Source organism: Mycobacterium kyorinense, assembly GCF_002101735.1.
Classification (GTDB): domain Bacteria; phylum Actinomycetota; class Actinomycetes; order Mycobacteriales; family Mycobacteriaceae; genus Mycobacterium; species Mycobacterium kyorinense.
The window spans coordinates 30928-52471 of the sequence record NZ_LQPE01000140.1; the positions used below are offsets into that span (position 1 = coordinate 30928).

Consider the following 21544-nt stretch of genomic DNA (forward strand, 5'->3'; position numbering starts at 1 on the left):
GTCAGCATGACCCGGTATTGGCATTCTCTTTTTTTGCAAGTACGTTATCAGTCGATGGATAACCAGACTCAGACCTCATCCGGCATCCCGCTGGAACCCGTATACGGGCCGGGGGACAGCCCTGCTGACCCACCGCCACCGGGCACCTATCCATTCACTCGGGGCAACTTCGCCAGCGGTTACCGCGGCAAGCTCTGGACGTTTCGGCAGTACTCCGGCTTCGGCACCGCCGAGGAATCCAACCGCCGCTACCGCTACCTGCTGGAGCAGGGCGGGACGGGTCTGTCGGTGGCGCTCGACCTGCCCACCCAGTGCGGTTTCGACTCCGACGACCCGGAGGTCGGCGAGGAGGTCGGTCGGGTCGGCGTCGCCGTCGACACCCTCGCCGACGCCGAGATCCTGTTCGACGGCATCCCGCTGGACAAGATCAGCACCAGCTTCACGATCAACGGCACGGCGGCGATCCTGCTGGCGTTCTACGTGGCCGCCGCCGAACGAAACGGGGTGCCGCGGGCCAAGCTGACCGGCACCATCCAGAACGACATCCTCAAGGAATACGCTTCGCGCGGTACCTGGATCTGGCCGCCCGAGCCGTCGCTGCGGCTGATCGCTGACACCATCGAGTTCTGCGCCGCCGAAGTCCCCAAGTTCAACGCGATTTCGGTGGCCGGGGCGCATTTCCGCGACGCCGGCGCCAACGCGGTGCAGGAGATGGCGTTCACGCTGGCCGACGGCGTCACCTACTGCGACACGGTGGTCGAACGCGGCCGGATGAGCATCGACAAGTTCGCGCCGCAGATCTCGTTTTTCTTCTATACCCACGGCGACTTCTTCGAAGAGATCGCGAAATACCGTGCGGGACGGCGACGTTGGGCGACGATCGTACGGGAACGCTACGGCGCCAAGACCGACAAGGCCTCGATGTTCCGGTTCGGCTGCGTGTGCGGCGGGGCGTCGCTGTATGCACCGCAGGCCCACAACAACGTCGTCCGGGTGGCCTACGAGGCGATGGCCGCTGTGCTCGGCGGCGTCCAGTCGATGTTCACCGCCGCCTGGGACGAGCCGTTTGCGCTGCCCACCGAGGAAACGACCACGCTCGCGCTGCGCACCCAGCAGATCCTGGCCCACGAAACCGGCGTCGCACGGGTGGCCGATCCGCTCGGCGGTTCCTACTTCGTTGAGGCGCTCACCGACGAGACCGAGGCCCGCATCATCGAGATCATGGCTGACCTCGAGCAGCACGGCGGGATGGTGCGTGCCATCGAAGACGGCTATCTGCAGGGTCTGATCGCCGACGAGGCCTACCGCATCCACCAGGAAATCGAATCCGGTGAGCGGCCGGTGGTCGGAGTCAACCGGTTCGTCACGCCCGAGCCGCCACCCGAGATCGCCACCTACGAGCTCGACCCGGAGGGCCGCGATCTGCAACTCAAGCGGCTGTCGAAGGTGAAGGCGGAAAGAGATTCGGCCGCAGTGCAATCCAGCCTCGCCGCGTTATCCCGCGCCGCCGAAGGCACCGACAACCTCATGCACAAACTGATCGACTGTGCCAACGCCTACTGCACGGTCGGCGAGATGGTCTCCGCGCTCAAAGCGGTGTGGGGCGAATTCGAACAGCCGGTGGTGTTTTAGATGGCAGTACGTGTTCTGGTCGCCAAACCCGGCCTGGACGGGCATGACCGCGGCGCCAAGATCGTCGCGCGCACGTTGCGCGACGCCGGCTTCGAGGTGATCTACACCGGCATCAGGCAGCGCATCGAGGACATCGCGTCGATCGCCGTGCAGGAAGACGTCGCGCTCGTCGGGCTGAGCATCCTGTCCGGCGCGCACGTCGCGTTGACCACCCGCACCATCGAGGCGTTGCGTGTGGCCGACGCGGGCGACATCGCCGTCGTCGTCGGCGGCACGATCCCCGAAGCCGACGTACCCAAACTGAAAGCCGCCGGTGCCGCGGCGGTGTTTCCGACCGGCACACCGCTGGACACCCTGGTCCAGGAAATCCGTGCTCTGACAGGCAACCCCGAACCAACCGTGGAGGGATCGTGCGTCTCGGAGTAATGATCGGCGCCGAGCGTGGCGATTCGGCCCGCAAGGTCACCAAGCTGCTCGCCGATATCGACTGGGCCGAGTCCGTGGGCATGGACACCGCATGGATTCCCCAGGTGCCCAACGACTTCGACGCGCTGACGGCGGTCGCGCTGATGACGACGCGCACCACCCGGATCGAGCTGGGCACCGCGGTGGTGCCGCTGCAGGCCCAGCACCCGATTGCGTTGGCCCGTCAGGCGTTATCGGTGCATGCCGCCGCCGGGGGCCGGCTGGCGCTGGGTGTGGGGCCGTCGCATCACTGGATCATCGGTGACATGCTCGGCCTGCCCTATGAGCGGCCCGCCGCCTACACCCGCGACTACCTCGAGGTGCTCGCCGCCGCATTCAGTGGCCCTGGCCCGGTCGACGTCGAGAACGAGACCTTCACCGTGCACAACCCGCTGGATCTCGCACCCGTGGCGCCGCTGCCGGTGCTGATCGCCGCGCTCGGCCCGGTGATGCTGACGCTCGCGGGAGAGCACACCGACGGAACCGTGCTCTGGATGGCCGACGAGCGGGCATGCGCCGAACACGTGGTTCCGCGGATCACCAAGGCGGCCGACAACGCCGGCCGGCCGGCGCCGCGGATCGTTGCCGGGATTCCCGTGTGCGTTTGCGCGCGAAACGAAGTCGACGCAGCGCGGGACCGCGCCAACCGGATCCTGGGTGAGGCCGAGGTGTCGCCAAACTATCAGCGGCTGCTGAGCTACGGCGACGCCAAAGACGTCGGCGACATCTGCGCCGCGGGCGACGAGGAGGCCATCGTGGCACGATTCCGCCGGTTCGCCGACGCCGGTGTGACCGATCTGTCGGTGCGGCTGTTGCCTCTCGGCGACAACCGCGACGAGCTGATCGCCTCCAAACGCCGCACCCGTGAAGTCATCGCGGCGCTGGGCGCCGAGGTGCGATGACGGCGCCGCTCGCCGGCATCCGGATCCTCGAGGTCGGCACCATGCTGGCCGGGCCGTACGCCACCATGCTGTTGGCCGACCTCGGCGCGCAGGTCACCAAGATCGAACCGCCCGGCGGGGAGATTTCCCGCAAGGTCAGCGACAGCTATTTCGCCAGCCTCAACCGCAACAAGGACAGCATCCGGCTTGACCTCAACTCGCAAGCGGGCCAAGACAGGCTGGGTCAGCTCGTCGCGGAATCCCATGCGCTGCTGGTCAATCTGAAACCGTCGGCGATCCGCCGGCTCGGGCTGACCTACGAGGCGCTGCGCCGGCACAACGAGCGGATCGTCTGTGTCGCGATCACCGGGTTCGGGTTGAACGGCGGCGACGACCCGGCGTTCGACTACGTCGTGCAGGCGGCCACCGGGGTGGCCGCGCTGACCGGTGATCCCGACGGCCCGCCGACCCTGCCGGGCTACTCCTCGGCGGACAACTCCACCGGCCTCGCGGCGGCGCTCGGGCTGCTGGCGCAGATCGTCTCAGGCCGCGGCGGCCAAGTCGATGTCTGCCTGCGCGACGTGATGCTGTCCCAGCTCAACTACCACGCATCGGCATATCTCAACGACGGCGTCGAGCCACAGCGCCGAGCCTTCGGCGCACACTCGTATTACGTTCCCGCACAGATGTTCTCGACCGCCGACGGCTACCTGGCGCTGTTCATCACCCACGACGGGTTCTGGAAATCCTTCGCCGGTGAGGCCGGTATCGCGGGCTTCGAGACGATGGCCGAGCGGGTGGCGCGCGCCGACGAGGTGCGCGCGGTGGTCGCGGCGGCGTTGTCCACCGACACCGCCGTGAGTTGGGAAGCCCGGCTGCGGCCGCTCGGGATACCCGCGGCTGCGGTGCGCACGCTGCCCGAGGCGTTGAAAGCTACCCCGGAAATCGTCGTCAGCGCAGGGGATTTCCGACTCGTGGGCAACCCGATCCGTGTCACCGGATACCAGCCGGACTACCGGCCACCACCAAAGTTGGGCGAGCAGACGTAACAGCTTTTACGTCTGCTCGGCGGGACTGGTGAGGTGTGCTTCCGCGAGTCTGCGGAAAGCGGCCACCAAACGGCTGCGGTCGTCGGCGCGACTAGCCAACACGACGTGGCTAGGCTCGATGCCCTCGATGGGAATCGTGGTGAGATCGGGCCGCAACGCGTTTGCGCGCACACCTGCCGAAATGACCACCGCTTCTCCAGCGGCAACCACTTCAAACTTGTCTTCGAGCGCCTCGATGAACGGACCGTCGGGTGCGCGCCGCCCGTCAGGACGCGGATCGACGCGCCAGAAGGCACTCCACGCCGGGTCGGAATCACGCATCCGCGGCATCGGCTCGTCGGCGATGTCGTCAAGCGTGATCGATTCCTTGCCCGCCAGGCGATGGTCCAGCGGCACCACCAACACCCGCGGCTCGTCGTAGAGGATCGTCACGTGCAGCTGGTCGGTCGGAAACGGTAGCCGGGCCACTACGGCATCCACCCGGTGATCGAGCAGCGCCTCGCGGGCGCCGGTCCATTCCAGGTGCACAGCCTGTACTTCGGCATCGGGGTGTTGGCGGCGCAATTCGCGGACCGCGGGCGTGACGATCAGCCCCGACGTGTAGCCGATGGTGATACGGCTGGGCTGGGCGGCGGCGCGAGCCTGTGCCGCCGCGCGTGCGGCTGAGCGCAGCAGCGACTTCGCCGGCGGCAGGAATGCCTCACCGGCCTCAGTGAGTTGAGTGCCTTGCGGAGTGCGGTCCAGCAGCCGGGCGCCGACCTGCTGTTCTAGCCGGCGGATCTGGCGACTGAGCGACGGCTGCGCCACGCGCAAAGCCGTAGCGGCACGTCCGAAGTGCCGCTGGTCGGCCACCTCGACGAAATACCGCACCAGCCGCAGATCAAGGTCGGCGAACGACTCCGGCATACCCGCATGGTAATCACTGCCAGGCCCGCCTGGCGCCGTTACAGCCCTGTTTAGCAGCGGTGATGCCTAATTGGTATTGACCAATTCGAAACGGGACTTGGACGAAGCGGACTGTCGGGCCGCATCGTGGTTTACAGCATCACCGCGATATCAAGGGAGCACACCATGCGGGTATTTGTCACCGGCGCAACAGGATTCATCGGGTCAGCAGTTGTCCGCGACCTCATCGACGCCGGCCACGAGGTGGTCGGGTTGACCCGCTCGGACGCGGGCGCTGCGGCGCTGACGGCCGCCGGCGCCGAGGCGCATCACGGCACGCTGGAAGACCTGGACAGCTTGCGCGCCGGTGCCGCGGCAACCGACGGCGTCATCCATACCGCCTTCATCCATGACTTCTCCGACTACGCAGCTGCCGCCGAGACGGATCGGCGCGCGATCGAGGCCATCGGCGAAGTACTCGCGGGATCCGAACGGCCGCTCGTCGTCGCATCTGGGATGGCAGTTCCCACACCCGGCCGGCTCGCGACCGAAGAAGACGGGGTTGACCCAAACTCCCCTCGCGCATCGGAACAAACCGCGCTGCCGTTGGCCTCGCGCGGGGTGCGCGCGTCTGTGCTGCGGCTGCCGCCGTCGGTGCACGGCAAAGGTGATCATGGTTTCGTCCCACACCTCATCAGTACCGCTCGGGCCAAAGGTTTTTCGGCCTACCCCGGCGACGGGTCCAATCGCTGGCCAGCAGTGCACCGGCTCGACGCAGCGCGGCTGTTTCGGCTGGCGTTAGAAAACGCACCCGCTGGCGCGCGACTGCACGCGGTCGGCGACGAAGGGATACCCGTCCGCGACATCGCCGAGGTGATCGGTCGGCACCTTGGGCTCCCCGTGAATTCCATTGCCGTCGAACAGGCCTTCGATCATTTCGGCTTCATTGGCGGCATCCTCGCGATGGACATCGCCGCGTCGAGCACCCTGACCCAACGTCAGCTGGACTGGCACCCCGCGCAGACCGGTCTCATCGCGGATCTCGAAGAGGGTCATTACTTCAAGGACTGACAGAGGGATATCTGCATGCGCACAACGCATATCGTCGATGCCGCCCGCCGGTCGTTGGGCCCCGTCGGCGCCTGCCTGCCGGTGTCATTCACGAAGACACCGGCCGCCGACCTGCAGCGCAACGCCGTCAGACGTTTGGAAGGAGCTGGCTACCAAGCTATCTGGACCAATGAGGTCATCGGCAAGGACGCCATGGTCCAGCTAGCGGTGTTGCTCGCCGCAACCGAGCGGATGGCGTTCGGAACAAGCATCGCCAACATCTGGGTACGTCAGCCACAGACCTTGCATGCTGCGGCAGCGCAACTGGCCCAAGCATTTCCGGGCCGATTTGTCCTCGGCCTCGGGGTCGGCTACCCGCAGCAGGCAGCCGCTGTGGGTCGCGAATTCGGCACCCCGCGCGCAACGATGCGCGACTATCTCGAAAAGATGAGCGAGCCGACCTCGCCGCCAGCACCCGACGTGACCTTTCCGCGAATCATCGCTGCCATTGGTCCGAAGATGCTCGCTCTGGCCGGTGAAATCGCGGATGGTGCGCTACCATTCGTGCAATCCGTGGAGTCCACTGCGCAGGCGAGGCGAACATTGGGCCCGGACAAATTGCTCGTCGTCGGAGTCGCCATCGAAGCAAACCCCGTCGTTTCGGTGGTGGTGGACAACGTCAACCAACATCTCGCAGCTGGGGCAGACCATGTGACGCTTTTCCTGCCGATCGAAACTGACTTCGCTGCCGGCATCGACCAACTCGAACAACTTGCCCCTGCGCGGGTGGGATATGCAAACTCGTCCTATTCGACGCTGGGTTAGCCGTCATCAACGAGGCGCTCGCGTCGAGCTCGCGGTAATTGGCTCACCACCAGTTCATAGGAGTGGTCGATCATTTCTTCAAGCTCATCGTCGGGTATCGAGCCGTCCAATTCGACGGTGTTCCAGTGACGTTTGTTCTGGTGGTAGCCGGGGCGGACTGCCCGATGCCTGGCGCGCAGATTCACTGCAATGTCGGGGTCGCACTTGAGGTTCACGGTTCCCGGATCCCCGTCGAGGGAGACCAACGCGAACATCCGGCCGCCGACCTTGAACACGGCAACGCCATCTCCGAACGGATAGCCCTCCACCGCCGCGGGAAGGCTTCCGCACAACTCGAGAACCCGCGTTCGGTTCAACTGGCTGGGTTCGCGTAAACCCGGGTGGGCGGGATGAGGACCGCGGTTCGCCGCTGCTCGCGCATCACCCGATCGTATTCGGCCCAGTCGTCGTGGGTTCCGCCTGCAGCGGTGAAGATTTCGCGGAGCAGCAGTCGCAGCCGTTCATCGTCCACGTCCGGGTGCGGATCGTCGGGTCCGATGAGCTGCGCAGAACCTTCGGCGGCAGCCCATTGCCAGCCGGCTTTCGCGACGATCGTGGCCCGCGGATCAGCGCGGAGATTGCTCAGCTTGTGAGAGCCGCCGACGGCCACCAGCCCCACGACCGGCACATCGGCCAGGGGGTGCTGCAAAACACCGGCATTGACCACCGAGGATTGGATGCTGCCGTTCCTGCGCAAGGTGTTGAACACGACAAGCCCATGATCTTGTGACAGCAGGTGAGCGAGGACGGAAAGGTCGGTCATGGGTGTTTCAGCCGCGGGAGGCGTCCATCCATTCCCGATACGCGGACGGCATTGCAGTGCGCTACTCGTAGTGCACGGTCACCGTCGCGGTGTCGGGTACGGCCTGACACGTCAACACATAGCCGTCGGCGACCTCGTCGTCTTCAAGCGCATCGTTGACGCGCATCGTCGCGCTGCCCTCGCTGAGCCTGGCCATGCATGTGCCGCAGTTACCGGCCTCGCAGGAAAACGGCGGCGCCAGCCCCGCCCGTCGCGCGCTTTCCAGCAGCGTCTCACCGGCAACGCGCGGCACCGAAACCTTCTTGCGCTCAAGGTAAATCGTCACCGTACCGCCTGCCTCGGCGCTGTCGGCAGGGGTGGGCGGCTTGGTCGGCGGCGTCGCGTCGAAGTCTTCGACGAACACCCTGCCCGGGCCCGGCAGTGCGGAGCGCACCACGGTCATGAAGCCCTCCGGCCCGCACACGTAGTTGTCGGCGTCGGCGTCAGCGCCGACGAAGTCGCGCACCGCGGCGGCGTCAACCAGGCCGTGCTCGTCGTCGAGATGACGAACCACTGACAACCGGCCCGGGTGGCGCTCGGCAAGCTCGTCCATCACCGCGTCGAAGATCACCGACGCCCGATCACGGTCGGCGCACAGCACCCGCACCGAGCGGTCCGTCGTCGCCAGTGCGCTTTTGGCCAGCGACAGAATCGGGGTGATCCCGCTGCCACCAGCGAAGGCCAGCAGCGGCGCCGCGGTCGGGGTGAGGCAGAACGTGCCGGCCGCGCGCGTCATCGTCAGCTCGTCGCCTTCGGAGACGTTGTCGATCAGCCAGTTGGACACCCTGCCGCCGGGTACCCGCTTGACCGTGGTCATCAGCTCGGCGTCGGTCTCCGGCGCGCTCGACATCGAATACGACCGGTACAGCTGCTCGCCGTCGACGGTCACCCGAAACGTACAGAACTGGCCGGCGCGGTAGGAAAACGGCTGGTCATGCGGGGCAAGTACGAAGGTCCGCGCGTCGGCGGTCTCCTTGACGATCCGGGTGACGGTCGCCTGGTGAAACGCGTGCAACTCCGCCATTGCCGCCCCCTTCCATACTTGCGTTCTTCAGTATAGAGAATACTATTCTCCCAAAGCGATAGGATCTTCTCAATGCTTTCACAGCCTTCACACGATGCCACCGCGCTCGCGTTCGAGGAGCGGCAGTACGGCCTGCCGCAACTCGACGCGCTGGCCGACGGCCTGGCGTCCACCCTGCGCAGAAGGGGGATGAGGGCGGGCGAACGGGTGGCGCTGATGGCATCCAACCGGCCCGAGTTCGTTGTCGCGCTGCACGCCGTCTGGCGGCTGGCCGCAGCCGTGGTGCTGATCAGTCCCGCCTGGAAACGCGCCGAGGTCGAGCACGCGTTGGGCTTGACCAGCCCCGCCCATGCGGTCGGAGACCACCCGGTGCTCTCGAACCTGATGCCGATGCTGCATCTCGACGAGCCGATCACGCCCGGGCAGCCGGATTCCGGGCCGCCGCCGCGGGACGCCGACGCGCTGCTGGTGTTCAGCTCGGGCACCACCGGCCTGCCGAAAGCCGTCCGGCACACCCACGCGTCGCTGTGCGCCGCCGTCCGGCATTGGCGCGATGCGCTGCAGTTGACGTCGCGTGACCGAATCCAAATCGCCACGCCCCCCTCGCATATCCTCGGATTGCTGAACATCCTCACCGCGCTCGAGACCGGCATGTGGATGCGGCTGCACCGCCGGTTCGACGTCGACACCATGCTGCGGCACATCGAGTCCGACCGCATCACCGTCGAGATGGCCGTTGCCCCAATCGCTTTGGCGCTCGCCTCGCATCCGCAGCTGGAGTCCTATGACACCTCGTCGCTGCGGTTCATCATGTGGGGCGCGACCCCGGTCAGCCGAAGCGTCGCCGAAACCGTGACCCAGCGGACCGGCGTCGGGTGGGTGCCCGCCTACGGCACCACCGAGTTGCCCGTCATTGCCTGCAATCCGCTCGACGGCGCGCGGCTCGATTCGGTCGGACGGCCGGTGCCCGGGGTCGAGGTGCGGGTGGTGTCGCTGCAGACCGGCGAGCCGGTCGGCGCGGGCGAGGTCGGCGAGATCCAGGCCCGCTCGCAGTCGCTGATGGCCGGCTACCTGCCGGGCACGGCGACACGAGATACGTTGTGCGACGGCTGGTATCGCACCGGCGATGTCGGCTGTCTCGACAGCGGCGGCTGGTTGCGGATCACCGACCGGTCCAAGGAAATGATCAAGGTGCGCGGCTTTCAGGTCGCGCCCGCCGAGATCGAAGCGGTACTGCACGGGCACCCGGCGGTCAAGGACTGCGCCGTGTTCGGTGTTCCGGACGGACGGGACGGGGAGGCGATCGTCGCTGCGGTGTCGACGCACACCCCGGTGAAGGCCACCGAACTCGCCGCTCGCGTCCGGGAGCAGCTGGCGTCGTACAAACGGCTGAGCCGCGTGGTGTTCGTGTCCGAGATTCCTCGGCTGGCTTCGGGCAAGGTGCTGCGCCGAGTGCTGAAGGAGAAGTATGGATGTACGTCTGACCGCTGAACAACAGCAACTGCGCGACGCCGCCACCAAACTGGCCGACGATCTGGGACCCGGGTCGGTTCAGGCGCTCGAGGACAGCGAGCGAATTATGCGGCTGGACAAGCAGATTGCTGCGACGGGCTGGCGGTCGCTGCGCTCCGACGGCGCCTCGGGTGTCGAGGTGGCGATCGTCGCCGAGGAATTCGGCCGCGGGTTGGTGGACGCGCCGTTCCTCGGGCCGGTCCTGGCCGACGAGCTGGCCCGGCACGTCGGGGGCGACACGGCGACGATCGCCTACGGCGATCATGCGGTCGACGCGAGGGGATACCGACGCGCATTGGTGCTGCGGGATACGACGGTGTCTGCCGTCGACATCGGCGACGTCCGGACCGGTGCGGATTTGACCAGAGTCAACGCCGATCTGCACGGCGCCGCGGTTCCCGTCGGCGAAGTCTCTGCCGACGTTGCCGGACGGTGGCTGGCCCTCGCGTTGGCCGCCACTTCCGCGGACCTGGTCGGCGCCGCCCGGGGGGCGCACGCTTTGGCCTGTGATTACGCGAAAATCCGTGAGCAGTACGGCAAACCGATCGGCTCGTATCAAGCGGTCGCACACCTGCTGGCCGAAAGCCTCGCCCTGATCGAAGGCTCGGTGAGCGTGTTGCGGCATGCCGCCTGGGCGGTCGACGAACTCGCCCCGGGCGACGCGATCCGAGCCGCGCGCATCGCCAAGATCTACTGTGCGCGCGCAGCACAAACCGTCTGCGAGACCGCCATCCAGGTACACGGCGGCATCGGCAACACCTGGGAATGCCTGGCGCATGTCTTTCTGCGGCGGGCACTGACATCCACCGAACTGTGGCCCGTGAAGCTGGAGGAGATCGACATTGGACTTTCGTGACTCGGCCGACGAAGCCGCCTTCCGCGACCGGCTTCGGTCCTGGCTTACGTTGCACGCCAAGGGGTTTGCGAGCTCCGGCGACGAGTACTGGACCCGCCAGGGCGAATGGCATCGCGCCCTGTATCAGGGCGGTTTCTTCGGATTGTCCTGGCCGCGCGAATACGGCGGCCAGGAGCTGCCGCCGGTCTACGACGTCATCGTCGACGAAGAACTGGCCCGCGCCGGCGCCCCGCCGCGGCCCAGCCTCGGCTATCTGGTGGTGGGGCTGGGACGGCACGGCAGCAAGGAACTGCAGCAGCGCTTCCTGCCCGGCATGATCAACGGCACCGAGCGGTGGTGCCAAGGCTTTTCCGAACCCGGAGCCGGCTCGGATCTCGCGTCGCTGACCACCACCGCCACCCGCGACGGCGACAACTACGTCGTGTACGGACACAAGATCTGGACCAGCTACTCCGACGTCGCCGACTGGTGTCTGCTGCTGGCCCGCACCGACCCGGACGCGCCCCGGCACAAGGGCCTGTCGGCGTTCGTCATCGCGATGAAACAACCTGGCGTGCAACAACGTCCGCTTCGGATGATCAACGGCGTCACCACCGAATTCGGTCAGGTGTTCTTCGACGGTGCGACCGTGCCCGTCGACCAGATGGTGGGCGCCCCCGGCGAGGGCTGGGCCATTGCCATGACGGTGGTGGGACACGAACGCGAACCGTCGACGCTGGGCTACGCGGCCCGCTACGGCAAGCTCGTGCGGGAGATGGCGGCGCGCTCCGACGGTCCGGCGTCTCCCGAATTAACCTGGGCCGCAGTGCAAACCGAGATGCTGACCCACCACGTGCGCCGGCGGCTGTCCGAACAGCTCGACGGTGTGTCGCACGGCTCGGACGGCTCGCTGGACAAGCTGCTGATGACGTGGGTCGAGCAGTCTGTCGGCCACGCCGCGCTGGCCGTCGGCGGCACCGAGGATCCCGACCTGCTCAGCGCCTACCTGTACAGCCGGGCGCAAAGCGTGATGGGCGGGACATCGCAGATCCAGAAGAACATCATCGCCTCCCGAATCTTGGGATTGTAGGAGTGATCGCGAGCGCGCGCGAAGCGCGGGCGAAGCGGGTCACGACCATGAAAGTAGGAGTGATCGCGAGCGCGGGCGGAGCCCGGGCGAAGCGGGTCACGACCATGAAAGTAGGAGTGATCGCGAGCGCGCGCGAAGCGCGGGCGAAGCGGGTCACGACCATCGAAGGAGTCTGACGTGTACGACATGCCACCGGAAATCGACGTCCGCGCCGACGGGCCGCTGCGCATCATCACACTGAACCGGCCCGACGCGCTCAACGCGGTCAACGACGACCTGCACAACGGGCTGGCGCGGTTGTGGCAGCGGATGAGCGACGACCGGACGGCGCGCGCCGCCGTGATCACCGGCAGCGGCCGGGCATTCTCGGCCGGCGGCGACTTCCACTACCTGGCCGAGTTGGCACAGGACGCCGACCTGCGGGCCAAGACCATCGCCGACGGACGCGAGATCGTGCTGGGGATGGCCCGCTGCCGAATCCCGGTGGTAGCGGCCGTGAATGGCCCGGCCGTCGGCCTCGGCTGCAGCCTGGTGGCACTCTCCGACATCGTCTACATCGCCGAGGACGCCTACCTGGCCGACCCGCATGTGCAGGTCGGGCTGGTCGCCGCCGACGGCGGGCCGCTTACCTGGCCGCTGCACATCAGCCTGCTGCTGGCCAAGGAGTACGCGCTGACCGGCGCCCGGATCTCCGCACAGCGGGCCGTCGAGCTCGGGCTGGCCAACCACATCGCCGCCGATCCCGTCGCCGAGGCGGTCGACTGCGCCAAGCGGATCATGGAACTACCTCAACAGGCCGTCGAGAGCACCAAGCGGGTGCTCAACGTGCACCTCGAACGCGCGGTGCTGGCCACCCTGGACTTCGCGCTGACCGCCGAGAACCAGTCGTTCCAGACCGAAGACTTCCGCTCAATCGTCGCCAAGCTGACCGCCGGCAAGAATTAGCTCGCCGAGCGTAACGTCAGGGCGAGAAATCGGCCGATCTTCCGCCGTGGCGTTACGCTCGCCGCACGCTACTTCGGCGGGAAGCGCAGGGCGCCGTCGAGCCGGATGACTTCGCCGTTGAGGTAATCGTTTTCGACGATGCTCTGCACGAACGCGGCGTACTCCGCGGGCTGGCCCATCCGCTTGGGGAACGGCACCTGCGGCCCCCAGTACGCCTCCAACTGGTCGCCCGCCTGCCCGTAGGCCGGAGTCAAGAACGTGCCAGGCGCAATGGTGACGACGCGGATGCCGAGCGGGGACAGGTCGCGCGCCGCGACCAGCGTCATGCCGACGACGCCGCCCTTGGCCGCCGCGTAGGGCAGCTGTCCGATCTGTCCTTCGTAGGCGGCGATCGATGCGGTGTTGACGATGACGCCGCGCGCGCCGTCGACCGGCTCCTGGCGGGCCATCGCGGCCGCGGCCAGCCGCATCACGTTGAAGACGCCGGTCAAGTACACGTCGATGGTGGTCTTGAAGCCATCCAAATCCAGCGGGCTGCCGTCCTTGCCGACCAACCGGCCCCCGCTTGCCGGGCCGCCGTGCGCGTCGACCGAGATCCGCAGCGGGCCAAGCGATTCCGCTTCAGCCAGCGCAGCCTGCACGTCGTCGGTGTTGGTGGCGTCGGTGCGGACGTAGCGGGCACCGAGCTCGCTTTCCAGCGCCTTGCCCTTGTCGTCGGCCAGGTCGGCGATCACCACTTTGGCCCCGGCGGTGTGCAGCCGGCGCACGGTGGCCTCGCCCAGGCCGCCGGCGCCGCCGACCACGAGCGCCGAGCTCCCACTGATCTGCATCGGTGTTCCCTTTCCTTGCAACTAATACTCTCGAAATGAGAGAATAATGTTCTCATATCGCTTGCGAGGAGGCGACCTGTGCCCGAAGCCGTCATCGTGTCCGCCCTGCGCACGCCCATCGGCACCGCGCGCAAGGGAACGCTGCGTGACACCAGCGCCTACGAGCTCGCCCATCACGTGGTGTCGGAGGCCGCTGCCGGCCTGGACTCGGTGCCGGTCGACGACGTGATTTTGGGCGAGGGCCTCTACGGCGGCGGAGTGGTGGCCCGGCACGCCGCCCTTACCGCCGGGCTGACGTCGGTGCCCGGCCTGGCCCAGAACCGGCACTGCGCGGCCGGCCAGGCGGCGGTGCAGAGCGCGGCGGCCAGCGTGCGCGCCGGCATGGACCAGCTGATCATCGCCGGGGGAGTGAACTCCGCGTCGACGTCGCCGCGGTCGCGGATGCAGGTCGACGGCGAATGGGTCGACTGGTTCCCGCCGACCCACCCCGACCGCCCCGACGCTCCCAACATGGACATGTCGATCACGGTCGGCTGGAACGCGGCCGTCACCGCCGGGATCAGCCGCGAGGAGATGGACGCCTGGGCGCTGCGGTCACACCGCAACGCGATCGCCGCGATCGACGAGGGCCGCTTCAAAGAGGAGATCGTCCCGATCGAGACGCCGCACGGCCTGTTCGAGGTCGACGAGCATCCGCGCCGGGACACCACGATGGACAAGCTGGCCGCGCTCAAACCCCTGCATCCGGAAATCGAGGGCTTCTCGATCACCGCCGGCAACTCCTGCGGTGCCAACGACGGCGCTGCCGTGCTGACGATTGCCAGCGATCGGTTGGGTCTGCCGGCGCTGGCGACGATCCGGGCCTGGGCGTCGGTGGGCGTCGACCCTGCCTCGACCGGCCTGGCACCTGTCGAGGTAATCCCCAAAGCCCTTGCCAGGGCAGGGATTTCACTGTCCGACATCGACCTGTTCGAAATCAATGAGGCGTTCGCCTCGATGTGCGTGGCCACCGTTAAACTGCTCGACATCGACCCCGACCTGGTGAACGTCAGCGGCAGCGGCTGCTCGCTCGGTCATCCCGTGGCTGCCACCGGAGCCCGGATGCTGGTCACGCTCGTGCACGAATTACGGCGGCGCGGTGGCGGTTTCGGCGTCGCGGCGATGTGCGCCGGCGGCGGCATGGGCTCCGCGACTGTCATCGAGGTACCGGCACCATAAAATCCCGTAGATGAACATCGCCGAGCTGATCGCTGCGGCGCGCAATGGATCACCGCGGGCCGCCGGCCGATTGCTCAGCCTGGTCGAGGGCGAGCGCCGCGACGAGGTGCTGGAAAGCCTCGGGCCATCTTCGGTGCAGGTCGTGGGGATCACCGGACCGCCGGGCGCCGGCAAGTCGACGACGGTCGCGGCTATGGTGGGCGCGTACCGGCAGCGGGAGTTGCGGGTGGCGGTGCTGGCTGTCGATCCGTCGTCGCCGTTCAGCGGTGGCGCGCTGCTGGGTGACCGGATCCGAATGACGCGGCATATCAACGACTCCGAGGTGCTGATCCGTTCGCTGGCGACCCGCGGTCATCTGGGTGGTCTGGCCGCGGCCGTTCCCGCGGCCATTCGGCTGCTCGGCGCGCTGGCCTACGACGTGGTGCTGCTGGAAACCGTCGGCGTGGGCCAGTCCGAGATCGAGATCGCCGCCGTCGCGGATCCGACCGTCGTCATCCTCAACCCGGGTGCGGGCGACGCGGTGCAGGCCGCCAAGGCAGGCCTGTTGGAAGTCGCCGACATCGTCGTGGTCAACAAGGCCGACCGGGAAGGCGCGGAGCAGACCATTCGCGACCTGCGCGCGGAAACCAAGGCGCCCATCCTTCCTCTGGTTGCCGCCAAAGGTGAAGGCCTCGCGGAGTTGATGGACGCAATCGATGCCCATCGCCGCGCCGACAACCGCGACCGCCGATTGGCCCGCGCGCGGGCCCAGATCCTGTCGCTGGCGCAGACCCGGCTGCGGACTCACCCCGACCTCGACCGGCTGGCCGAGGCGGTCGCCGACGGCCGCGACGACCCCTACACCGCAGCGGAAGCGTTGCTCACCAAAGGTAAATGACCAGCACCGCGCCCCAGAGAACCACAAGCCACGCATCAGTGAACAATCGCAGCCAGCCCGGAGCGGTGCGCACCTCCATGAACTGCTGAATCACCAAGCGCACCTTGACCAAAGCCATCGCCAGGACAGCGATCGTGATGGGCACGCTGGCGCCGGGAGGCGCGTGGGCGTGTCCGGGCGCCAGCCACCATGCGGCGACGGTGATCGCCGACAGAATCAGCCACACCGAGGTAAGGCGCGCAGTAGTGGTCATCGCATCACGTAGAGCAGCGCGAAGATGACGATCCACAGCAGATCGACCATGTGCCAGTAGGTGGCGCCGGCCTCCGCTATCGACAGCCGCCGACGGCGCGGATCTCGCAGATTGGCTACCACCACACCCAGGATCACCAGGCCGAGCAGCACATGGAACAGGTGCACACCGGTCAGCAGGTAATAGAACATGAAGAAGTCGTTGCGCGGAAACGTCAGCCCCTGACCGATTTTCGACGACCATTCGTAGGCCTTGAGCGCGATGAACAGCACACCGCAGGCTCCGCCGCCGACGATAAAGCGCGCCGCAGCGGCATGCTCAGCTGCGCGGGCCGATTGCACACCGCGCGCGACAAACCAGGAGCTTGCGATCAGCACCAAGGTGTTGACGACGCCGACGTCGAGGCTGAGATGCTGTTGCGACGCAAGGAACAACCCGCGCTCTTGCGTGCGGTACACCATGAAGATGACGAAGTAGGCGCCGAAGATGACGAGGTCGCCGAGGACGAACACCCACATGCTTCCGTCGCCGGGCAGATGAGCTTGCGGCTTGCGGCTGACGCCGGCTCGGGTATCTGTCATCAGTCCTGCACCAACTCGCCAACGGGCTGACGGTCGACCGCCATCTTCAGCAGCACGATCAGGCATACTTCCCAGAACCCGAAGATGGCCGTGCCCATCCAGAAGCTGATCGAGCCGTTCCAGGCGAGTGGCCCGGATCTGAACACGAATACCGGGGCGGCCAGCAGCTCCGTCACGATCTGCCAAATCGAGATGTAGCCAAGCCATTTCGGGAAGACGCCGTTGGCGTCCAGCAGGATGGCGATCGCGAACACCAGGTAGGCCGCAGAAAAGCAGCCCAGCGATCCGACGAACGACAGGAACGTCAAGTCATAAAGCATCGCGACAATCTGCGGATCGCGGTCGGGACGAAAGACCGCCGCCAGGAAGGAGATTGCGGCCATCAGGCACCCCGGCAGCGCACCGACGGCCAGGGCGCCCAGGTAGGCGTACGCGAACGCCGGGCTGACCGACATCCGCTTGATCTCGAAGACGACGATGCCGTTCGCGACGCCGGCAAAGCCGATGATGACCATCAACAGTGCAAACCCTATCTGGATCGTCACGGCATGCTGATGAAGAAAGTCGCCCATCTGCTCCGCGGTGACGTCGGGCCGCGGCGGCGGCATCACCCGGGTGAGCGGAACGAAGATCAGCCCGAACAAGGTGTAAAAGGCCGGAACAACCCAAAAGGCAATCCGCAGATCGATATTGCGCTGTGGCGCCGCCGCATCGGTCATGCTGTCGTTTCCTCGGCGGCCTGCCGGCGCAGCGCCGCCCGCAGCACGAAGAACATCACCACGACGTCCAACGCGAACGCCCCGACCCGCAGCCAGAACGACACCACGCCGTTCCAGGCCAACGGCCCGGTCCGAAATATCGCCGCACCCGCGGCAGGGGTCATCGCGGCGGCAATCAGGAAGCTGAACGCACCCACCCATCGCGGAAAGACCGGCCGCGCACGGGCATCCAGGTAGACGGCAAGCCCCAAGCAGAGGTTTTGCACCACCAGCATGCCGACCGGTGCAATGAACGTAATCCAGGCCAGGTCATTGAGCAGCTGGATCAACTGCGGATTGCGTTCGGGCCGAAAAGCGGCCACCAGCCAGAAGATATCGGCGAGCGCGAACAGCGTCGCACCGCTGACCGCTGCGGTCAGATAACAATAGGCGAGCACCTGGGTCGGGGTCGCCATCCGCTTCATCTGGACGACGATCAGCGCGAACAGCGGGATCAACATGATCCCGAACAGGTTGTAGGTGATCATGCTGAACCGGATCATCGTCGTGTTGTGCGCGTAGAACTCGGCGACCTGACCCGCTGTCATCGCAGGTGACATCGGCGGAAAGAACCCCGGGAACGCCACGAAGGCGACCAGCAGCACGGCGCCGACGACCGGAGTCATCCACAAACAGATCCGTTGCCCGCGAAGGCTCAACGCCGAAGGCGCCTGCCGTGCTTCGGCGACAGTCGACACGGTGGTGAACCTAGCCGATCGGCTAGCCGACGGTCAATAGCCGATCGGCTACCCTTACGGGGTGGTGGCTACCCCGGCCGCAAGGCTGCGATCAATCGAGCGCAGCGCGGCGCAGACCCGCATCCTCGACGCCGCATTGCGGCTGATCGCCGAAAACGGTGTCGGCGGAACGTCGTTGCAGATGATCGCCGACGCCATCGGTGTCACCAAGGCCGCGGTGTACCACCAGTTCAAGACCAAGGACGAGATCGTCATCGCGCTCACCGAACGGGAACTGGGCGGCCTCGAGGAGGCGCTGGAGGCCGCCGAAGCCGAGCACGACGGAACGCGGGCCCGCGACATGCTCCTCGAACGGGTCATCGACGTGGCGGTCGAGCGCCGCGGCGCGGCCAGCACGCTGCAGTTCGATCCCGTCATCGTGCGCCTGCTCGCGCAGCACCAGCCATTCCAGCAGTTCATCCAACGGCTCTACAGCGTGCTGGTCGGCGACGCCGGCGACGACGCCCGGGTGACCGCGGCAATGTTGTCGGGCGCCATCGCCGTCGGCGTGATGCATCCCCTCGTCGCCGACGTCGACGACGACACGCTACGTTCTCAACTGGTTCGCCTGACCCGCCGATTCATGGAGGCGTCGTAGATGGATGGCATGGCGGAGCTGGTGCCGGTCCTGCCGGCTCACCAGTTCGACGAAGCCGCGCTGCAACGTTATCTGGACGGGCGGCTGCCAGGATTCGACAGCGGGGTGGAAGTTGGTCAGTTTCAGGGCGGCCAGAGCAATCCGACCTTTCACCTGACTACCGCTGCCGGCGAGTATGTCCTGCGCAAGAAGCCACCCGGCAAGCTGTTGCCCCGAGCCCACGAAGTGGAGCGCGAACACCGCGTGATGGCCGCGCTGGCCGACACCGACGTCCCCGTGCCACGGATGCGGCTTCTGTGCGACGACGAATCGGTCATCGGCACAACGTTCTTCGTCATGGACTACGTCCCGGGCCGGATCTTTCCCGACCGTGTTCTGCGCGAGTGCACGCCCGAGCACCGCGCCGCGATCTACGAGGACCTCGCCCGCGTGCTGGCGGCGCTGCACCGCGTGGACTGGCGCGCGGTCGGTCTCGAGGGATTCGGCAAGCCCGAGGGCTACATGCAGCGGCAGGTCGCACTGTGGACCAGGCAGTGGGAAGCCGCGCGGGTGGAGGACACGTCGGCGATGGACCAGCTGGCGCGGTGGCTGCCCGAGCACCTGCCGCCCGACGACGAGCCCGCCTGCATCGCCCACGGCGACTACCGGCTGGGCAATGTGCTCATCCACCCGACCGAACCGCGCGTGGTCGCGGTGCTGGACTGGGAACTCGCCACCATCGGCCATCCGCTGGCCGATTTGGCCTATGCCTGCCTGACATATCACTTGCCGCCCGACGACGCCGGCGGCCGCAGCGGGGTGGCGGGCGAGGACTTGACCGGCACCGGAATCCCCGACGAGGACGCGTTCGTCGCCAGCTATTGCCGCCACGTGGGCCGGGAGGTTCCGGCCTCGCTCGACGTCTTTGTCGTGTTTTCCATGTTCCGGCTGGCATCGATCGCGGCCGGCGTCTATCGGCGCGGAATCGACGGCAACGCCGCGGATGCCCGCGCGGCCACCTTCCGGGAGCGCTATCGCGAGCTGGCAGAGATGGCGTGGGCGCTGGCGCAGCAGATGAGTTAGCCCACCGACCGGCCCGTCGCCGCATAGTGACCGGCGCGGAAGCCGAAAACCATTGCCGGGCCGATGGTTCCACCGGCACCGCCATACGCGCGGCCAGTTACCCCTGCCATCGCATTGCCGGCGGCGAACAGGCCGGAAATCGGCCCGCCGCCGACGTGCAGCACTCGCCCGTCGCGGTCGGTGCGCGGCCCGCCCTTGGTTCCCATGGCGCCCACCGAGATCGGCACCGCATAGTAGGGGGCGGTATCGATGGGGCCCAGTGTCTTTCCGGCCAGGGTGGTGGCACGCTCGTCGCCCCAGTAGCCGTCGTATGCGCTTGAGCCGCGCCCGAATTCCGGATCGGATCCATCCGCAACGTTGCGGTTCCAGTGTTCGACAGTGCGGGCCAGCCCGTGGGCGTCGATCCCGGTCTTGGAGCCGAGCTCGACAAAATCGTCCGAGGCATTGAACCAGTCCGGAACCGGCTCGCCGGGTGCGACGCCCAGGAAACCGTAGCGTTTCAGGTGCAGCGAGTCGAAGACGATCCACGCGGGGTCGTTGACGTAGCCGTCGCGCGGATCGAGGTAGTGGAAGGCGCCGGCCATCGAGTTGTAGTCGCATGCCTCGTTGACGAACCGGCGGCCGGCCCGGTTGACGATGATGCTGCGCGGACGGGTGCGTTCCAGCCGCACGCTGCGGCTGCGCTGATGCCCGTCGATGGTGTCGCCGGGGATCTGCACGATCGGCACCCACCACGCTTCGCCCATGTTGGCCAGCTCGGCGCCGTGCGCCATCGCCATGCGCAGGCCGTCGCCGGTGTTGTTCGGCGGCGACACGGCCCCGTGCATCGGTCCGCGCAGAAACGCGTTGACCCACACGGGATTCCACTCGAATCCGCCGGTGCCCAGGACGACGCCGCGACGCGCGCGGACCGTTCGTGAGCCCACCCGCACGCCGGCGATGCCGTCGCCGTCGGCAACCAGTTCCTCGACGCGCGCATCGGTGTAGGGCGTCACCCCGAGATCCAGCAAGCCCTTGAGCAGCCCCGCGATCAGCGCGGTGCCCGCCACACACAAGTCGGCTCCCTCGTCGACGTCCGCGTGCAGTCGCGCGCGGGTCTCGGCGTCGAACCCGACATTGGACCAGTCCGCGGGAAACGACGTGATCCGGTCGCGCCACTCGCCCAACTGCGCCAGATCGTAAGGCGCGGCGCTGAACGACCTCCCGCCGGTGGGCTTCCCGCCCGGCAGCTCCGGTTTGTAGTCCGGGAAGCCGGTGGCGATTTCGAAGCGCAGGCTACTGTGGGCCTCGACGAAATCGAGCATCGCCGGCCCGGTCCGCACGAACGTTTCCACCAGCGGCTCGTCCATCGACCCGAAAGACTGTGCCCGCAGGTAGCTTAACGCGTCGTCGACGGTCAATTCCGCGTCCGGGCAACGGTTGTGCGCGGGAATCCACACCACGCCGCCCGACACCGCGGTGGTCCCGCCGACCGTCGGCGCCTTCTCGTACACCGCCACCGAGGCGCCGTGTGCGGCGGCGGTCAGGGCGGCCGTGAGGCCGGCGCCGCCACTGCCCAGCACGACGACGTCGACTTCGTGGTCCCAAGAAGGCATT

Annotated in this window: 24 protein-coding genes; 14 read left to right on the plus strand and 10 right to left on the minus strand. The window is 67.1% G+C overall.

What is annotated here, in order from left to right; all coding sequences use genetic code 11:
- Positions 1 to 54: 54 nt before the first annotated feature.
- From AWC14_RS17570 to AWC14_RS17585, 4 genes are read left to right on the plus strand one after another with little or no spacing between them, the layout of a single operon-like run.
- A complete protein-coding gene (locus AWC14_RS17570; RefSeq protein WP_045374341.1) occupies positions 55 to 1632 on the plus strand; it encodes a methylmalonyl-CoA mutase family protein in 1578 nt (525 codons plus the stop codon).
- Positions 1633 to 2058 carry a cobalamin B12-binding domain-containing protein gene (locus AWC14_RS17575; protein ID WP_045374338.1) on the plus strand — a complete coding sequence of 142 codons (426 nt, stop codon included), beginning with the start codon at positions 1633 to 1635 and terminating at the stop codon, positions 2056 to 2058. It begins immediately after the preceding gene.
- Positions 2043 to 2999 carry an LLM class F420-dependent oxidoreductase gene (locus tag AWC14_RS17580; RefSeq protein WP_045374335.1) on the plus strand — a complete coding sequence of 319 codons (957 nt, stop codon included), beginning with the start codon at positions 2043 to 2045 and terminating at the stop codon, positions 2997 to 2999. The genes AWC14_RS17575 and AWC14_RS17580 overlap by 16 nt, the downstream gene beginning before the upstream one ends.
- A complete protein-coding gene (locus AWC14_RS17585; RefSeq protein WP_045374333.1) occupies positions 2996 to 4027 on the plus strand; it encodes a CaiB/BaiF CoA transferase family protein in 1032 nt (343 codons plus the stop codon). The genes AWC14_RS17580 and AWC14_RS17585 overlap by 4 nt, the downstream gene beginning before the upstream one ends.
- A 6-nt stretch (positions 4028 to 4033) precedes the next feature.
- Here AWC14_RS17585 and AWC14_RS17590 read toward each other — a convergent pair whose 3' ends face one another.
- A complete protein-coding gene (locus AWC14_RS17590) occupies positions 4034 to 4933 on the minus strand; it encodes a LysR family transcriptional regulator (protein WP_045374330.1) in 900 nt (299 codons plus the stop codon).
- A 165-nt stretch (positions 4934 to 5098) separates the two neighbouring features.
- On the opposite strand from AWC14_RS17590, the gene AWC14_RS17595 reads away from it, so the two are divergent.
- Positions 5099 to 5983: an SDR family oxidoreductase gene (locus AWC14_RS17595; protein WP_045374327.1), complete on the plus strand. Its 885-nt coding sequence runs from the start codon at positions 5099 to 5101 to the stop codon at positions 5981 to 5983.
- Positions 5984 to 5998: 15 nt separating this feature from the next.
- Complete coding sequence (locus AWC14_RS17600; RefSeq protein ID WP_045374324.1) at positions 5999 to 6787, plus strand: LLM class flavin-dependent oxidoreductase; 789 nt, start codon at positions 5999 to 6001, stop codon at positions 6785 to 6787.
- Here AWC14_RS17600 and AWC14_RS17605 read toward each other — a convergent pair.
- From AWC14_RS17605 to AWC14_RS17615, 3 genes are all read right to left on the minus strand, one after another.
- Positions 6784 to 7143 (minus strand): MmcQ/YjbR family DNA-binding protein, encoded by a 360-nt coding sequence (locus AWC14_RS17605; RefSeq protein ID WP_045374321.1) that lies wholly within the window; start codon positions 7141 to 7143, stop codon positions 6784 to 6786. The genes AWC14_RS17600 and AWC14_RS17605 overlap by 4 nt on opposite strands.
- Positions 7140 to 7589 carry a pyridoxamine 5'-phosphate oxidase family protein gene (locus AWC14_RS17610; protein ID WP_045374319.1) on the minus strand — a complete coding sequence of 150 codons (450 nt, stop codon included), beginning with the start codon at positions 7587 to 7589 and terminating at the stop codon, positions 7140 to 7142. Before AWC14_RS17610 ends, AWC14_RS17605 begins: the two co-directional genes overlap by 4 nt.
- A 61-nt stretch (positions 7590 to 7650) precedes the next feature.
- Positions 7651 to 8652, minus strand: coding sequence for a ferredoxin--NADP reductase (locus AWC14_RS17615; RefSeq protein ID WP_045374316.1), 1002 nt, complete (start codon positions 8650 to 8652; stop codon positions 7651 to 7653).
- Between the two features lie 72 nt (positions 8653 to 8724).
- Between AWC14_RS17615 and AWC14_RS17620 the strand changes: the two genes are divergently transcribed.
- The 4 genes from AWC14_RS17620 (at position 8725) to AWC14_RS17635 (ending at position 13034) form a co-directional block, all read left to right on the plus strand.
- Positions 8725 to 10143 carry a class I adenylate-forming enzyme family protein gene (locus tag AWC14_RS17620; RefSeq protein ID WP_045374312.1) on the plus strand — a complete coding sequence of 473 codons (1419 nt, stop codon included), beginning with the start codon at positions 8725 to 8727 and terminating at the stop codon, positions 10141 to 10143.
- Positions 10121 to 11020, plus strand: a complete 900-nt coding sequence (locus tag AWC14_RS17625; protein ID WP_045374309.1) for an acyl-CoA dehydrogenase family protein — start codon at positions 10121 to 10123, stop codon at positions 11018 to 11020. The genes AWC14_RS17620 and AWC14_RS17625 overlap by 23 nt, the downstream gene beginning before the upstream one ends.
- Positions 11007 to 12089, plus strand: coding sequence for an acyl-CoA dehydrogenase family protein (locus AWC14_RS17630; protein ID WP_045374306.1), 1083 nt, complete (start codon positions 11007 to 11009; stop codon positions 12087 to 12089). Before AWC14_RS17625 ends, AWC14_RS17630 begins: the two co-directional genes overlap by 14 nt.
- A 177-nt stretch (positions 12090 to 12266) precedes the next feature.
- The gene (locus AWC14_RS17635) at positions 12267 to 13034 is read left to right on the plus strand and encodes an enoyl-CoA hydratase/isomerase family protein (protein WP_045374303.1); all 768 of its coding nucleotides are present in this window, start codon (positions 12267 to 12269) and stop codon (positions 13032 to 13034) included.
- A 68-nt stretch (positions 13035 to 13102) separates the two neighbouring features.
- On the opposite strand, the gene AWC14_RS17640 is transcribed toward AWC14_RS17635, so the two are convergent.
- Complete coding sequence (locus tag AWC14_RS17640) at positions 13103 to 13864, minus strand: SDR family NAD(P)-dependent oxidoreductase (RefSeq protein WP_045374300.1); 762 nt, start codon at positions 13862 to 13864, stop codon at positions 13103 to 13105.
- A 78-nt stretch (positions 13865 to 13942) separates the two neighbouring features.
- On the opposite strand from AWC14_RS17640, the gene AWC14_RS17645 reads away from it, so the two are divergent.
- Together AWC14_RS17645 and meaB are read left to right on the plus strand one after the other, a co-directional pair.
- A complete protein-coding gene (locus AWC14_RS17645; protein WP_045374298.1) occupies positions 13943 to 15082 on the plus strand; it encodes a thiolase family protein in 1140 nt (379 codons plus the stop codon).
- Positions 15083 to 15092: 10 nt separating this feature from the next.
- Complete coding sequence (gene meaB, locus AWC14_RS17650; RefSeq protein ID WP_045374296.1) at positions 15093 to 15959, plus strand: methylmalonyl Co-A mutase-associated GTPase MeaB; 867 nt, start codon at positions 15093 to 15095, stop codon at positions 15957 to 15959.
- Here the strand turns inward: meaB and AWC14_RS17655 are convergent.
- The 4 genes from AWC14_RS17655 to AWC14_RS17670 are packed head-to-tail and all read right to left on the minus strand — an operon-like array spanning position 15943 to position 18249.
- Positions 15943 to 16212: a cytochrome C oxidase subunit IV family protein gene (locus AWC14_RS17655; RefSeq protein ID WP_045374293.1), complete on the minus strand. Its 270-nt coding sequence runs from the start codon at positions 16210 to 16212 to the stop codon at positions 15943 to 15945. The genes meaB and AWC14_RS17655 overlap by 17 nt on opposite strands.
- Entirely contained in the window at positions 16209 to 16793 is a 585-nt protein-coding gene (locus tag AWC14_RS17660) for a cytochrome c oxidase subunit 3 (RefSeq protein ID WP_045374290.1), read from the minus strand. Before AWC14_RS17660 ends, AWC14_RS17655 begins: the two co-directional genes overlap by 4 nt.
- The gene (locus AWC14_RS17665) at positions 16793 to 17512 is read right to left on the minus strand and encodes a hypothetical protein (RefSeq protein ID WP_045374287.1); all 720 of its coding nucleotides are present in this window, start codon (positions 17510 to 17512) and stop codon (positions 16793 to 16795) included. Before AWC14_RS17665 ends, AWC14_RS17660 begins: the two co-directional genes overlap by 1 nt.
- Entirely contained in the window at positions 17509 to 18249 is a 741-nt protein-coding gene (locus tag AWC14_RS17670; RefSeq protein ID WP_045374284.1) for a hypothetical protein, read from the minus strand. Before AWC14_RS17670 ends, AWC14_RS17665 begins: the two co-directional genes overlap by 4 nt.
- A gap of 64 nt (positions 18250 to 18313) precedes the next feature.
- Here AWC14_RS17670 and AWC14_RS17675 point away from each other — a divergent pair, with 64 nt between their 5' ends.
- Both AWC14_RS17675 and AWC14_RS17680 read left to right on the plus strand, forming a co-directional pair.
- The gene (locus tag AWC14_RS17675; protein ID WP_045374447.1) at positions 18314 to 18886 is read left to right on the plus strand and encodes a TetR/AcrR family transcriptional regulator; all 573 of its coding nucleotides are present in this window, start codon (positions 18314 to 18316) and stop codon (positions 18884 to 18886) included.
- Positions 18887 to 19948 carry a phosphotransferase gene (locus AWC14_RS17680; protein ID WP_045374281.1) on the plus strand — a complete coding sequence of 354 codons (1062 nt, stop codon included), beginning with the start codon at positions 18887 to 18889 and terminating at the stop codon, positions 19946 to 19948.
- Here AWC14_RS17680 and AWC14_RS17685 read toward each other — a convergent pair.
- Positions 19945 to 21543, minus strand: coding sequence for an FAD-dependent oxidoreductase (locus AWC14_RS17685; protein WP_045374278.1), 1599 nt, complete (start codon positions 21541 to 21543; stop codon positions 19945 to 19947). The two genes, AWC14_RS17680 and AWC14_RS17685, sit on opposite strands and share 4 nt — an antisense overlap.
- Position 21544 lies beyond the last annotated feature (1 nt).